The organism is Streptomyces sp. NPDC015125 (assembly GCF_043080045.1).
Lineage (GTDB): Bacteria > Actinomycetota > Actinomycetes > Streptomycetales > Streptomycetaceae > Streptomyces.
The window spans coordinates 481,721-495,268 of record NZ_JBIBVF010000003.1 but is presented as its reverse complement, the minus strand read 5'-3'; the positions used below and the strand labels follow the sequence as shown (position 1 = coordinate 495,268).

Annotated in this window: 12 protein-coding genes; 2 read left to right on the top strand and 10 right to left on the bottom strand. The window is 71.5% G+C overall.

Going from position 1 to position 13,548, the window contains the following annotated elements:
• Positions 1–22: 22 nt before the first annotated feature.
• The 4 genes from ACF088_RS11935 to ACF088_RS11920 form a co-directional block, all read right to left on the bottom strand.
• A complete protein-coding gene (locus ACF088_RS11935; protein ID WP_392375533.1) occupies positions 23–1,900 on the bottom strand; it encodes a LytR C-terminal domain-containing protein in 1,878 nt (625 codons plus the stop codon).
• Between the two features lie 24 nt (positions 1,901–1,924).
• Positions 1,925–2,536 (bottom strand): nicotinate-nucleotide adenylyltransferase, encoded by a 612-nt coding sequence (gene nadD, locus ACF088_RS11930; RefSeq protein ID WP_392375532.1) that lies wholly within the window; start codon positions 2,534–2,536, stop codon positions 1,925–1,927.
• Positions 2,537–2,587: 51 nt separating this feature from the next.
• Positions 2,588–2,749, bottom strand: coding sequence for a hypothetical protein (locus ACF088_RS11925; RefSeq protein ID WP_392375531.1), 162 nt, complete (start codon positions 2,747–2,749; stop codon positions 2,588–2,590).
• 117 nt (positions 2,750–2,866) lie between these two features.
• Positions 2,867–3,016: a hypothetical protein gene (locus tag ACF088_RS11920; RefSeq protein ID WP_164993054.1), complete on the bottom strand. Its 150-nt coding sequence runs from the start codon at positions 3,014–3,016 to the stop codon at positions 2,867–2,869.
• Positions 3,017–3,169: 153 nt separating this feature from the next.
• Between ACF088_RS11920 and ACF088_RS11915 the strand changes: the two genes are divergently transcribed.
• Positions 3,170–4,273, top strand: a complete 1,104-nt coding sequence (locus ACF088_RS11915) for a M48 family metallopeptidase (protein ID WP_392375530.1) — start codon at positions 3,170–3,172, stop codon at positions 4,271–4,273.
• On the opposite strand, the gene ACF088_RS11910 is transcribed toward ACF088_RS11915, so the two are convergent.
• The 5 genes from ACF088_RS11910 to proB form a co-directional block, all read right to left on the bottom strand.
• A complete protein-coding gene (locus tag ACF088_RS11910; protein ID WP_392375529.1) occupies positions 4,270–5,394 on the bottom strand; it encodes a hypothetical protein in 1,125 nt (374 codons plus the stop codon). The genes ACF088_RS11915 and ACF088_RS11910 overlap by 4 nt on opposite strands.
• A 107-nt stretch (positions 5,395–5,501) precedes the next feature.
• On the bottom strand, positions 5,502–6,155 hold the full coding sequence (locus ACF088_RS11905; protein ID WP_392375528.1) for a hypothetical protein: 654 nt from the start codon (positions 6,153–6,155) through the stop codon (positions 5,502–5,504).
• 61 nt (positions 6,156–6,216) lie between these two features.
• A complete protein-coding gene (locus tag ACF088_RS11900) occupies positions 6,217–7,485 on the bottom strand; it encodes a glutamate-5-semialdehyde dehydrogenase (protein WP_392375527.1) in 1,269 nt (422 codons plus the stop codon).
• Positions 7,486–7,557: 72 nt separating this feature from the next.
• Positions 7,558–8,052 carry a hypothetical protein gene (locus ACF088_RS11895; RefSeq protein WP_392375526.1) on the bottom strand — a complete coding sequence of 165 codons (495 nt, stop codon included), beginning with the start codon at positions 8,050–8,052 and terminating at the stop codon, positions 7,558–7,560.
• 238 nt (positions 8,053–8,290) lie between these two features.
• The gene (proB, locus tag ACF088_RS11890; RefSeq protein ID WP_392375525.1) at positions 8,291–9,388 is read right to left on the bottom strand and encodes a glutamate 5-kinase; all 1,098 of its coding nucleotides are present in this window, start codon (positions 9,386–9,388) and stop codon (positions 8,291–8,293) included.
• A gap of 469 nt (positions 9,389–9,857) precedes the next feature.
• On the opposite strand from proB, the gene ACF088_RS11885 reads away from it, so the two are divergent.
• A complete protein-coding gene (locus ACF088_RS11885; RefSeq protein ID WP_392375524.1) occupies positions 9,858–11,954 on the top strand; it encodes a hypothetical protein in 2,097 nt (698 codons plus the stop codon).
• Between the two features lie 114 nt (positions 11,955–12,068).
• Here ACF088_RS11885 and obgE read toward each other — a convergent pair whose 3' ends face one another.
• Positions 12,069–13,505 (bottom strand): GTPase ObgE, encoded by a 1,437-nt coding sequence (obgE, locus tag ACF088_RS11880; RefSeq protein WP_392375523.1) that lies wholly within the window; start codon positions 13,503–13,505, stop codon positions 12,069–12,071.
• Positions 13,506–13,548: the final 43 nt, after the last annotated feature.

The following is a 13,548-nucleotide window of genomic DNA, read 5'->3' as shown; positions in this document are numbered from 1 at the left end:
CGGGCACCGGGCGCGTGCCCCGTCAGCCCTTGTAGTCCTGCCCCAGCACCACCGTGATGTCGGCGTTCGAGGCGCCCTTGCCCTGCCTGACCACGCCCGCCGGCAGGCCCAGGGTCTTCGCGACCTCCGCGGCCTTGGCCTTCTGGGCGGTGTCCTCGTAGGTGACCCGGGACGTGGCGGCCGCGCCCGCGGTGCCCGCGTCGACGAAGCTGTAGCCGCCGTTGAGCAGCGCGACCTGTGCCTTGTTCGTGGCGCCCTTGGTGCCGGTGGCGTTGCGCACGGCGACCCGGGCGGTCGCGTCGGGGGCGGTCTTCTTGACCGTGCCGCCGATCACGTCCTTGACCACACCGGCCGCGGCGGCCTGGCTGAGCGTGCCGTTCGCCTGCACGGGCAGCAGCGTCGTGCGGTACGCGCCGGTCTTCGCCAGCTCCGCCCGCTGCGCCAGCGAGCTGCCCAGCTGGCCCTCGGTGAGCGGCGGGTCGAGCACCTGCAACAGCGACTTCACGGTGGCCGTGGCGCCGTCGGCGTCGCTGGAGACCTTCTTCAAGGTCGCCTGCATGACCTGGCCGAACCGCTGCAGCTGCCGGGTCTGGGGCTCGCCCGGCGCCTGGTAGGTGGCGTAGGCGACGGCGGCCTGGCCGTTGAGGTCCTGGGCGCTGCCCTGCTTGACGACCGGGGCGGCGCCCTTCTTGGCGCCGGGCACGGTGGCGTCGGTGTCCAGCGTGATCCCGCCGACCGTCTCGACGAGGTTCTCCAGATACGGGGTGTCCAGCCGCCAGCTGGCCTTGAGGTCGGCGCCCAGGAGGCCGTTGAGGGAGTCCCGGGTCGGCTCGGTGCCGTCGTCCTTGACGGACTCGCCGAGCGTCGTGGCGCTGCCGTCGTCCTTCGGGACCACGAGGCTGTTGGGCAGGAGGACGGTGGTGCCCTTGTGGGTGGTCGTGTTGTCCACCATCAGCGCCGTCGAGCTGTTCCCGGACGTGGTGTCCCGCAGGTGGACGACGAGGACGTCGCGCTTCTGGCCGCCGGCCGCGGCCGCCTGGCCGGTGCCGGGACCGGCCAGGCCGGGCAGCTTGCCCGCCCACCACAGGTAGCCGACGCCACCGGCGACCAGCAGGGCCAGCACGACGGACAGCGCGACGATGCGGCTGCGGCCGCGCCGTTTGGCTTCCTCGCGCCGCTCGGTGCGGCTCTCGGTGAACTTCAGCCAGTCGATGACGTCTTCGGAGTCCTCGTCCGGCTCCTCGATGAAGGAGAACTGCTCGGTGCGGTACTCCGGATCCTCGCCCAAGGAGCCGGGCGCGCCGCCGGCGGCACCCGGCTCCGCGCCGTCGGCCGCCGGGGCCCGGCGCCGCTCCGGCGGCCGGGGCGGCTGGTCCTGGTCCTGGTGCTGTGGAGCGGGCTCGTCGTAGCGGGGCGGGTCCGCGTAGGAGACCTGCTCGTACGGGGGCTGCTGGGCCTGCTGGGGGATCCACTCCTGCTGGTGCGGCTGTTGCTGAGGAGGCTGTTGCTGAGGAGGCTGCTGGGGCTGGGCGTACGGGTCGTACTGCTGCGGATAGCCGGGCCGGTCCTGCACCTGCGGGCGGCCGTACGCGTCGTAGCCGTACTCCGCCTGCCCCTGGTGCCCCTGGTGCCCCTGGTGCCCCTGGTATCCCTGGTGGTCCTGCTGCCCCTGGCCGCCGCCCTGGTGGCCGCCGTAGGGGTCATAGGCCTCGTAGGCGGAGGGGGCGGTCTGCTGCCCGTAGGGGTCGTAGTGCTGCTCGTACGACGGCTGAGCGGCGTCGCGGTACACCGGCTGCCCGTAGGCGTCGTAGGTGTAGCTCGTATGCCCCTGCTGCTCCTGGGCATAGGGGTCGTGGGCATACGGGTCCTGCGGCCCGTACGGATCCTGTCGGTCGCTCACCGGTGCCCCTTTCCGTCAGCCCCGTCAGCGGTCGTTGCGGTACAGCTGTTTTTTGTCGATGTAGCGCACCACACCGTCCGGCACCAGGTACCAGACCGGATCCCCCTGGGCGACGCGCTCCCGGCAGTCGGTCGAGGAGATGGACAGCGCCGGCACCTCGACCAGGGACACCGCCCCCGCGGGCAGCCCGGGGTCCGCGAGGACATGGCCGGGCCTGGTCACCCCGATGAAGTGGGCGAGCGAGACCAGCTCCGCGGCATCGTGCCAGGTCAGGATCTGGCTGAGCGCATCGGCGCCGGTGATGAAGAACAGATCCGCGTCACGGTGCTCCGTACGCAGGTCACGCAGCGTGTCTATGGTGTACGTCTTGCCGCCGCGGTCGATGTCGATGCGGCTGACGGAGAACTGCGGATTCGACGCGGTCGCGATGACCGTCATCAGATACCGGTCCTCGGCCGGGGACACCTTCTTGTGGCTCTTCTGCCACGGCTGTCCCGTCGGCACGAAGACGACCTCGTCGAGGTGGAACTGGCTGGCCACCTCGCTGGCGGCGACCAGGTGGCCGTGATGGATCGGGTCGAACGTGCCGCCCATCACTCCGAGTCGCCGCTTCACGGGCCCTGTGTGCTCTCCCATGCGTGCAGACCCTACTGGGCTGTGCGCGATGCCGCGGGCCGGGTGCCGGGCTCAGCGGTCCCGGTTGAAGCGGGTGGTGATCCAGAGCAGGAGGAGCAGGACAAACAGGGCGCCGCCGCCGGTCACGAAGGGGCTGAGGCTGGCGTGACCGCCCTCGTGTCCGGGATCGGCGGCGAGGGAAACCAGGGACTGTGCGGTGGTGTGCAGGCTCATCGTCAGCAGGACCAATCCGGGCTGGGGTCGGGCAGAGACTTCCACCACATCGTAAGCGCCACCTCACCGCGGGCTCACGGCGACTCCGCCCGGATGCGTCCGGGCCGTCCGCGGAGGTCAGTCCTGGCCGTAGCCGCGCAGCAGGAACCAGGCGAGCAGGCCGGCGCCCACGAAGCCGACGACGATCACGGTGCGCAGGATCCATCCGGGTCCGCCGTCCCTGGCGGTCTCCTGGGCTGCGGCGAGCAGCACGCTCGGATACGGCATGACGGTGCGCTCCCTCGGGTGCGGCCCGTGCGGTCATGTGTACGGGCCTGTGCGGTCATTGGTGCGATCGCCAGCGTACGCCCGAGCATCCATTCTCCTGTCGGTGGCGTCCTCTAGTCTGAGACACACGCAGTCGAACAGGGGGAGGCCCCAATGACGGAGAGCCCAGGCGGCAGCGCAAACGTTCCGAGCCGGGACCGACGGCGATTCCCCGGAATCTCATCGCGGTCCTACGAGCACCCGGCGGACCGCTCGGCGTTGGTGGCGCTGCGCAAGCTGAGCGGGTTCGACACCGTCTTCAAGACGCTCAGTGGCCTGTTGCCGGAGCGCAGCCTGCGGCTGCTGTTCCTGTCGGACTCGGTGCGGGTGGGCGAGCAGCAGTTCGCACACCTCAACGACATGCTGCGCGACGCCTGCTACATCCTGGACCTGGAGAAGGTCCCGCCGATGTACGTCAATCAGGACCCGCAGCCCAACGCCATGTGCATCGGTCTGGACGAGCCGATCATCGTGGTGACAACCGGTCTGGTCGAGCTGCTGGACGAGGAGGAGATGCGGGCGGTCATCGGCCACGAGGTCGGGCACGCCCTGTCCGGGCACGCCGTCTACCGCACGATTCTGCTGTTCCTGACGAATCTGGCCACGAAGGTCGCCTGGATCCCGCTGGGCAATGTCGCGATCATGGCGATCGTGACGGCACTGCGCGAGTGGTTCCGCAAGTCGGAACTGTCCGCCGACCGCGCCGGGCTGCTGGTCGGCCAGGATCTGCAGGCCTCGATGCGCGGACTGATGAAGCTGGCCGGCGGCAATCATCTGCACGAGATGAACGTCGATGCCTTCCTGAAGCAGGCGGAGGAGTACGAGGCGGGCGGCGATCTGCGCGACTCCGTGCTGAAGATCCTCAACCTGCTGCCGCGCAGCCACCCGTTCACGACCGTACGGGCGGCCGAGCTGAAGAAGTGGGCGGCCAGCCGCGACTACCAGCGGATCATGGACGGCCACTACCCGCGCCGGGACGAGGACAAGGACACCTCGGTCTCCGACTCGTTCCGGGACTCCGCGGCGCACTACGCCGACTCGGTGCGCAACAGCAAGGACCCGCTGATGGGCCTGGTGCGCGATATCGCCGGCGGTGCGGGCGATCTGGGTGGCAAGCTGCGCGACACGGTCTTCCGTGGCGGCGCGCGCCCCGACGGCTCGGGCGGCGGCAAGGGCAGCAACGGCTCGGGGGGAGCCGACGGCCCGGAGGCCTCCTAACGCAGCGGATGGCTCGGCTTCGGCTGGGCGGAGGGCGCCAGCTCACCACAGAGCGAGGGGTTGGCCCGGTCCCTGGCGTAGGGGTCGGTGCCCCTGGGCCGGTCCTTGCCGGCGTGCTGTCCCGCGAACAGCGGGCGCAGCGCGTCGGCAGGCCGCGAGGAGCAGGCCAGCGGCCCGGCCTGCAGGCTGCTCTGCACGACCTCCAGGCGGTGGTCGTTGAGGTTCTCCCGGCTCAACCGGAAGTGCACCTCACGCCGGACGGTGACCAGCGAGGCGGCGCCCGGGGTGGGCTTGCCGACGCCCTGGCCCGGGGCGTCGTCCGGGGCGGCGGGGGCGGGCCGGACGGCGTAGACGAAGGTGTAGTCGGCGCTGACATCGAGCGCGTCCGGGCTCAACTCCGACGCGGAGAGCGTGCCGTTGACCCGGACGTTCCGGTCGGCGAGCCGGGTCTGCCTCGGGTCGAAGCGGATCAGCCACCCGGTCGCCGCATCGTGGCCGTTGTCGTCGGGGCGGGCCAGGCTGCGGTCGAACTGGTCGAGTTGGCCGGTGTCGAGCAGCAGCCGTACCGGCCGCACGGACCCGCCGGTGAGGGTGGCCGGGTCCAGCGAGGACCGGACGAGGTAGTCCTTCGCGACGGTCAGGGCGGCGACGATCTGGCCGTCGGAGAAGTGCTCGGTACGGGTGACGGCGGGCAGATTGACGCCCGCGGCACCGATCCGGTAATCGGCCGCGGGGCTGTGGGCGAAGAGGTCCCCCGGCTTGGCTCCGGGTACCTCCCCGGCCGGCGCGAGCGGCACCACCGCGGAGCGCAGCGGCTGCGCCCGGACCGTCTCCGGGGTTTTGTACGGATGGCGTACGCCCATGTAGACGGCGGTGCCGAAGGCGAGGACGATCAGCAGCACCAGCAGGACGGCCTGCCGCGAGCCGCCCAGCCGCATCCAGGCGTGCCGGGTTTTGACGGCCGGCGAATGGTGCTCGCCCAGCCGCTCGTCCGCGGAGAATTCCTGCAGCCGCGCAGCCCGAACAAACGATTCGTCGAAGACGACGGATCGGTATTCGTCCTCACCGCCTCCCGGGGCGCCGTTGGGCGTCCCTTCCGGAGGGTCCCCAGGCCCGGTCATACAACAAGAGTAGGTCTGCCGGGGCGAAGGTAAACGCCGGGGCGACGGGCAACTTCGTAGGAGGATTCCGTTTCGAAAACCCGTTTTGCGGGCACGGCGCCACGGTGTCAGTGCGGCCTGGGCACCGCCGGGAACGACGGGCGCAGGGATCCGGCCGACGGCAGGCCGGGGCGCGCCGTGCGGACGCTGTCCACGACACCCGTGGCGGGCGCGTCCACCCCGCTGGACGTGGGCGCGGGTGCCGGGTGCTGGGTCCGTCCCGAGGAACCGCGGTAGACGGCGCTGAAAGCCAGCGCGACCAGCCCGATGCCCATCACCACGGCCAGCACCCAGGCGACCGGCCGGTGCCAGCGGGTACTGCTGCGGTACGGGCGCAGCGCACCGCCATAGGGGCCGTACGGGCCGTAGGGCGGGTAGTCGCCCCACTCACCGTCGTCCTCGTACTCGGCGTAGTCGGTGTACCCGTCGTAGTCGTCACTCCCCCGGACGCGGCGGTGGCTGCGCAGGCCGGTCTCGTCCGGGTCGTCGCCCTCGGAACCGAAGCCGGGGCCGGAGCGGGCCGCCTCGGCCTCGGCGCGTGCCTCGGCGGCGGCCAGCATCCGCTCGACCGCCGAGGGTTCATGAATCTGCGCGGACCGGACGAATTCCTCGTCGAAGACCACGGAGGCGAATTCTTCGTCCGCTTTTCCGTGGCTCCCGTGGTGGTGCTCGTCGGGCTCTTCACCGTCCGGGAACGGCTTGCCCCCCACGTCGTCCGGCACCCGTCCAGGTTAGCCCCGGGCCGTCATTTTGGGCAGAGAGAACGGGGAATCCGGGGGACGTTCAGCGGGTGTGGCCGTCTCCCGTGAGGATGTACTTGGTGGAGGTCAGCTCGGGCAGTCCCATCGGGCCGCGGGCGTGCAGCTTCTGCGTCGAGATGCCGATCTCCGCGCCGAAGCCGAACTGGCCGCCGTCGGTGAAACGCGTCGAGGCGTTGACCGCGACGGTGGTGGAATCCACCACCTGGGTGAAGCGCCGGGCGGCGGCCTGTGACGTGGTGACGATCGCCTCGGTGTGGCCGGAGGTCCAGCGCCGGATGTGCGCCACCGCGGCGTCCAGGTCGGGCACCACGGCGGCCGCGATGTCGTAGGAGAGGTACTCCGTCGCCCAGTCCTCGTCGGTGGCGGGGGCGACCAGCCCGGGGCCGGCCTGCTGCCAGGCGGCGTCGCCGTGCACGATCACCCCGGCCTGGGTCAGCGCCTCCAGGGCGCGCGGCAGGAACTTCTCGGCGATCCCGGCGTGCACCAGCACCGTCTCGGCGGCGTTGCAGACGCTGGGCCGCTGGGCCTTGGAATTGACCAGGATGTCGAGGGCCATGTCGAGGTCGGCGGCCTCGTCGACGTAGACGTGGCAGTTGCCGGTGCCGGTCTCGATCACCGGGACCGTGGACTCCTCCACGACCGTACGGATCAGGGACGCGCCGCCGCGCGGGATCAGCACATCGACCAGGCCGCGGGCGCGCATCAGCTCCTTCACCGAGTCACGGCTCTCGCCGGGCACCAGCTGCACCGCGTCGGCGGGCAGCCCGGCGCTCCGGACGGCGTCCCGCAGCACGTCCACCAGGGCGCTGTTGGAGGCGTACGCGGAGGACGAGCCGCGCAGCAGCACGGCGTTGCCGGACTTCAGGCACAGGGCCGCGGCGTCCACCGTCACATTGGGCCGGGCCTCGTAGATGATGCCGATCACCCCGAGCGGGACCCGGACCTGCCGCAGGTCGAGGCCGTTGGGCAGGGTCGAGCCGCGCACCACCTCGCCCACCGGGTCGGGCAGCGCCACGACCTGGCGGACGTCCGCGGCGATGGCCGCGATCCGCTCGGGGGTGAGGGTGAGCCGGTCCACGACCGACTCGGCGGTGCCGGCCGCCCGCGCCTTGGCGATGTCCTCGGCGTTGGCCGCGACGATCGCGTCGGCCCGCTCCACCAGGGCGTCGGCGATGGCGAGCAGCGCTGCGTCACGGGCCGTACGCGGCTGCGGTGCCAGGACGGCGGCGGCCTCCCGCGCGCGGCGGGCGGTCTCGAGGACGGGCGAGGAGTGGGATGCGCTGCTGGTCATGGCCGCAGCCTAACCGGGCGGCTCGCCGCGGCCACGCCGTATCTCACAGCGCGGGACGCGGACGACCGCGGATCAGAAGGGATGGACGCCGACCGGTGAGGCCGGGGGCGGACCGTAACCCTCCGCTACGCGCTGATGGTAGGTCTCGCGGTCGATGACCTCCAGACCGACGATCTCCCACGGCGGCAGCTTGGCCGTCGAGCGGTGCTCGCCCCACAGCCGTAGCGCGACCGCCGCGGCGTCGTGCAGGTCCCGCGCCTCCTCCCAGTAGCGGATCTCGGCGTGGTCATTGGCGTAGCGGCTGGTCAGCAGGAAGGGATGGTCGTGGGCGAGCTGTTCCAGGGCCCGCCGGACCTCCTTCAGCGGGGCCTCGGCGCCCGAGACGCTGAGAGTGATGTGCCACAGCCGGGACGTCTCGCGCTGCCCGCCGTCCGGTCCTCGCTGTGCCGCCCCGTCCCGCTGTGCACCCCGCTCGTCCGGCCGGCCGGTGTCCCCGCCGGTTCCGACGCTGGTCAGCGTGCGCTCCGCCGTCCCTCGGGGCAGCGCCCCTGAGCGCCCTCGTCTCACCGGCGGCCTCCTGTGATGCGAATCGCTCCGCCCTCGGGGGATGCGGAGCCTCCTACGTCGGCGGGTGCGCTCGCGCGCTGCGGGCGCCGCTCCCCCACGGCGTCCCCGCAACAAAGTTGACCAGCCCGCGGCCCGTCGCGGGGGCGTTTTCACCAAGGTCTCCACGGAAAGGCCGGTCTCCGCACCGCGTGGTGGGAGGGGTTCACGGAGCGTGACGACCGTCGGCCGGAGGGCGGCTTCAGGGGTGCAGCAGCACCAGATCGTCGCGGTGCACGACCTCCCGCTCGTAGGCGGGGCCCAGCTCGCGGGCGAGATCGCGGGTCGAACGACCCATCAATCGGGGGATTTCCCGGGCATCGAAATTGACGAGTCCCCGGGCGACGGCGCGGCCCCCGGCGTCCCGCAGCTCGACCGGGTCACCGGCGGAGAACTCACCGTCCACGGAGGCGATACCGGCCGGCAGCAGCGAGGAGCGCCGTTCGACGACGGCCCGTACGGCGCCGTCGTCCAGGACGAGGGCGCCGCGCGGCGTGGAGGCGTGCGCGAGCCACAGCAGCCGGTCGGCGGAGCGGCGGCCGGTGCGCAGGAAGTGGGTGCCGGTCGCGCCGCCGGCCAGTGCGTCCGCGGCGTGCACGGCGGAGGTCAGGACGACCGGGATGCCCGCCGCGGCCGCGATCCGGGCCGCCTCGACCTTGGTGACCATGCCGCCGGTGCCGACACCGGCCTTGCCCGCGCTGCCGATGGAGACGCCCTCCAGGTCCGCGGGGCCGCCGACCTCCGCTATCCGGGAGGTACCGGGGGCGGACGGATCACCGTCGTAGAGGCCGTCCACGTCCGAGAGCAGGATCAGCAGATCGGCGCGGACGAGATGGGCGACCAGGGCCGCCAGCCGGTCGTTGTCGCCGAACCGGATCTCGTCGGTGGCGACGGTGTCGTTCTCGTTGACGATCGGTACGGTGCCCATGGCCAGCAGTTGGTCGAGGGTCCGGTAGGCGTTGCGGTAGTGGGCCCGGCGGCTGGTGTCGTCGGAGGTCAGCAGGACCTGGCCGACCCGGCGGCCGTAGCGGGCGAAGGACGCGGTGTAGCGGGCGACCAGCAGGCCCTGGCCGACGCTGGCCGCGGCCTGCTGCCGGGCCAGGTCACGGGGCCGCCGGTCCAGCCCCAGGGGCGCCAGCCCGGCCGCGATGGCTCCGGAGGAGACCAGCACGATCTCCTTGTCCTGGTGCTTGGCCAGCACGTCCACCAGCGCGTCCACGCGGTCCGCGTCCAGTCCCCCGGCGGCCGTGGTCAGCGAGGACGAGCCGACCTTCACCACGATCCGGCGAGCGTCCTTCACGTCCTGCCTTGCGCCTGCCACCTGCATACCCCTGTGCTCGCCGATCCCGCCGCCGTACGGGGGATTACTGCCCGACCCGCACCACGGCCCTACGGGCGCAATCTACGGCAGAGCGGACCCCGGGCGCTTCGTGATATTGCCTGGCGGACGCCCTGCGGGAGGGGAGCGGCCGGACCCGGCGCCCGGCACAGGGCGCAGAATAGGGGCCGAAATGCCGGGCCTTGCTTCCGTGCCTTTCCCCGCCCGCGCGGGTTTTCCTTAAGAGGGAAGCCGAGGCCAAGAGGTTGCGTTCGATTGGTCCGCTTTCGCGGTGATGAGAGCCACAGCAGATTGTCACCAAGGCCAACAAGGTCATACGGTCGGGTGTCCATCGGTCCCGTTTCGCCGCTCCGGCGGCGTCGCAGCGCGGGACCCGGCCGCCCCCCTCGGCCTCCCCTTTGACCTTTCGTGCTGCCAGGAGCCCTCCCCCGTGCCTTCCGCCGGAATCGCCCCCCGCCGAGCCGTCCAGCTCGCGGCACTCTTCGCGATGATGGTCGCGTTCACCGCCCAGTTGGTCGGTGCGCTGCTGCCCGTCATCCCGCTGTTCATCGCCGCATCCGTGGTCAACCTGGGTCTCGACCTGGTCCTCCAGCACAAGCAGCCCGGCCTGCTCGCGGTGCTCGGCCGGATCCGGTTCGATGTCACGGTGCGCCAGTTGCTGCGCGACATGCTGATACTGGTCGGCCTGCTGCACATCGACGGCATCAACCCGCTCGAGGAGCAGGCGCCGCTCACCATCACCCTGCTCCTCTTCTACGGCACCCACTTCGTGTGCCAGGCGGTCGCGGTGCTGGTCCGCAGGACCCGCAGCCTGCCGTTCGTGACCCGCAACATCGATGCGAGCGCGCTGCGGCTGTCCGACGCCCCGCCGCGCATCCTCTCCCGCCAGACGGGCCGGCGGCTGCTGCGCTTCTCCGTGCCCACCACGGTCGGCATGATGCTCACCTCGATCACCACGGACGCGTACTGGGGCGGCATCGGCCTGACCGTCTCCCTGACGCTGTCCGCCGGCGGCACCCTCTACCTGGGCACCTGGCTGCTGCCCAAGAAGCGGGTGGCCGGCGAGAAGCAGGCCCTGGCGTGGCTGGACGACTGGCTGGCCGAGTACCGGCCGACGGTCGGCATGTACTTCTCCGGCGGTTCCTCCTCCGCCTACCAGGCCAACATGTGGCTGAGCACCCTGGCCGCCCTGGACGGCAACCCGATCATCGTGCTCCGCGAGCGCTTCATGGTGCAGAAGATCGAGGCCACGGACGTGCCGATCGTCTGCATCCCCAAGGTCGCCAACCTGATGCGTCTGGAGCACTCCACGCTCAAGGTCCTGCTGCACCCGGCGAACTCCGGCAAGACCTCGCAGATCCTGCGCATCCCCTCCATCAAGCACGCCTTCACCAACCACGGCGAGAGCGACAAGCTGTCCTCCTGCAACCCGTACGCCAAGGCGTACGACGAGGTATGGGTGGCGGGCCCGGCGGCCCGTGACCGCTACCAGCTCGCCGACATCGGCGTCGAGGACAAGGACGTCATCGAGGTCGGCCGCCCCCAGCTGGCCCCGATCCAGCCGATCCAGCGGCAGGACAGTGCCCCGGCCGGCCGGATGACGACCGTGCTGTACGCCCCGACCTGGGAGGGCTGGGACGGCAACCCGGGCAACACCTCGGTGATCCTGGCGGGCGAGAACATCGTCCGCGAGCTGCTCGCCGACGAGAACGTGCAGCTGCTGTACAAGCCGCACCCGATGACCGGTTCCGTGGACCCGCGCGCGGGCGCCGCCAACAACCGCATCCAGGCGATGATCACCGAGGCGAACACCCGGCGCAGCGGGGAGCGGCCCGGCCCGGAGGCCGCCGCCGAGCTGGCCCGCCGCACCGGCGAGCTCAATGCGCTGACCACTTCCGCGTTCCGCAAGAGCGCGGACGAGCTGGAGCGGATGGGGCTGCAGGGCACCCCCGAGGAGGGCCGCGCCGCCGCCGTCGAAGCGGCCGTCACCGCCTGGGAGGCGGCGTACTGGAACTCCTTCCCCCGGTGGGAGCACCGCATCATCACCACCGCCCGCCCCGGCATCTTCAGCTGCTTCAACCAGGCCGATGTGCTGATCAGCGATGTCTCCAGCGTGGTCTCCGACTACCTGAGCAGCGAGAAGCCGTACGCGGTCGCCAACACCTCGGGGATGAGCGAGGACGACTTCCGGGCGAACTTCCCGACGGTGCGGGCCGCGACGATCCTCACTCCCGACGCGCACGAGGTGGCCGGTCTCCTCGACGCGGTCCGCAACCCGGAGCACGACACCCTGGCCGCGGAGCGGGCCGAGCTCAAGGAGCATCTGCTGGGCCCGTCGGACCCGCCGTCGTCGGTCCGCTTCAACCAGGCCGCACTGGACCTGGCCACGAAGGCCGACGAGCGGCGCATCCGGATGGAGAACCGGCTGTCCGGTATCCCCGGCCAGCGCTCGCAGGAGGACGTGGACGCCTCCGAGACGGCCGGACACGAGGCCAGCGGCGCCTCGGACACCACTGCCGCCGTCTAGGCCGCAGCGGGCCGCTCACGGCTTCGGCCGCGACGCCGGCGCAACGGGGAAGGCCCCCGGGAGGAGAACTCCCGGGGGCCTTCCCCGTTGCCGTGGTTGCCGTGGTTGCCGTGGTTAGAAGGGCTTGAAGCCCTCGTACTCCTGGTCGGCCTCGTCCCGTGCCACGTCCCGGTCCCTGCGGCGCTGCGCAGCCGGCCGGGGCGCCTCCATACGGTGGTCCTCGCCACGCCGTCCCAGCATCTCCGCACCGGCCGCCATCATCGGCTCCCAGTCGAAGACGACCGCGTTGTCCTCGGGGCCGATGGCAATGCCGTCGCCCGCGTGCGCGCCCGCCTTGCGCAGGGCGTCCTCGACACCGAGACGGTTGAGGCGGTCGGCGAGGTAGCCGACGGCCTCGTCGTTGTTGAAGTCGGTCTGGCGGACCCAGCGCTCGGGCTTCTCACCGCGCACGCGGAAGAAGTTCTCGCCCTCTTCGGTGACCGTGAAGCCGGCGTCGTCCACGGCCTGGGGCCGGATGACGATACGGGTGGCTTCCTGGACGGGCTTGGCGGCGCGGGCCTTGGAGACGACGTCGGCGAGCGCGAACGACAGTTCCTTCAGGCCCATGTGGGCGACCGCGGAGACCTCGAACACGCGGTAGCCGCGCTCTTCGAGGTCGGGGCGGATGATGTCGGCGAGGTCCTTGCCGTCGGGGACGTCGATCTTGTTGAGGACGACCATCCGGGGCCGGTTGTCCAGGCCACCGTACTGCTTGAGCTCCTCCTCGATGATGTCGAGGTCGGAGACCGGGTCGCGGTCGGCCTCCAGGGTCGCGGTGTCGAGGACGTGGACGAGCACCTCGCAGCGCTCGACATGCCGCAGGAACTCCAGGCCCAGGCCCTTGCCCTGGCTCGCGCCGGGGATCAGGCCCGGGACGTCCGCGATCGTGTAGACGGTCGAACCGGCCGTCACCACACCGAGGTTGGGCACCAGGGTGGTGAAGGGGTAGTCGGCGATCTTGGGCTTGGCCGCGGAGAGCACCGAGATCAGCGAGGACTTGCCGGCGCTCGGGTAGCCGACCAGCGCGACGTCCGCGACGGTCTTGAGTTCCAGCACGATGTCGCGGGCCTCACCGGGCTCGCCGAGCAGCGCGAAACCGGGGGCCTTGCGCCGGGCGGAAGCCAGCGCGGCGTTGCCGAGGCCGCCGCGGCCGCCCTGGCCGGCGACGAAGGTGGTGCCCTGGCCGACGAGGTCGGCGAGCACATTGCCCGCGCGGTCCAGGATGACGGTGCCGTCGGGGACCGGCAGGACCAGGTCCTGGCCGTTCTTGCCGGAGCGGTTGTCGCCCGCGCCCGGCTGGCCGTTGGTGGCCTTGCGGTGCGGGTGGTGGTGGTATTCGAGAAGGGTGGTGACGTCCTGGTCGACGACCAGGGTCACGTCGCCGCCACGGCCGCCGTTGCCGCCGTCCGGGCCGCCCAGCGGCTTGAACTTCTCCCGCATCACGGAGGCCACGCCGTGGCCTCCGTTACCCGCGGCGACGTGCAGCTCGACGCGGTCCACGAAGGTGGTCATGGTGGGGGTGCCTCCAGATAACTACGGGTATGTCGCTCTACTG

Bases quoted from the DNA above. Each gene is read 5' to 3' on its own strand.
- nadD (WP_392375532.1), bottom strand. From the start codon at position 2,536: ATGGGAGAGCACACAGGGCCCGTGAAGCGGCGACTCGGAGTGATGGGC.
- ACF088_RS11925 (WP_392375531.1), bottom strand. From the start codon at position 2,749: ATGAGCCTGCACACCACCGCACAGTCCCTGGTTTCCCTCGCCGCCGAT.
- ACF088_RS11920 (WP_164993054.1), bottom strand. From the start codon at position 3,016: ATGCCGTATCCGAGCGTGCTGCTCGCCGCAGCCCAGGAGACCGCCAGG.
- ACF088_RS11915 (WP_392375530.1), top strand. From the start codon at position 3,170: ATGACGGAGAGCCCAGGCGGCAGCGCAAACGTTCCGAGCCGGGACCGA.
- ACF088_RS11910 (WP_392375529.1), bottom strand. From the start codon at position 5,394: ATGACCGGGCCTGGGGACCCTCCGGAAGGGACGCCCAACGGCGCCCCG.
- ACF088_RS11900 (WP_392375527.1), bottom strand. From the start codon at position 7,485: ATGACCAGCAGCGCATCCCACTCCTCGCCCGTCCTCGAGACCGCCCGC.
- obgE (WP_392375523.1), bottom strand. From the start codon at position 13,505: ATGACCACCTTCGTGGACCGCGTCGAGCTGCACGTCGCCGCGGGTAAC.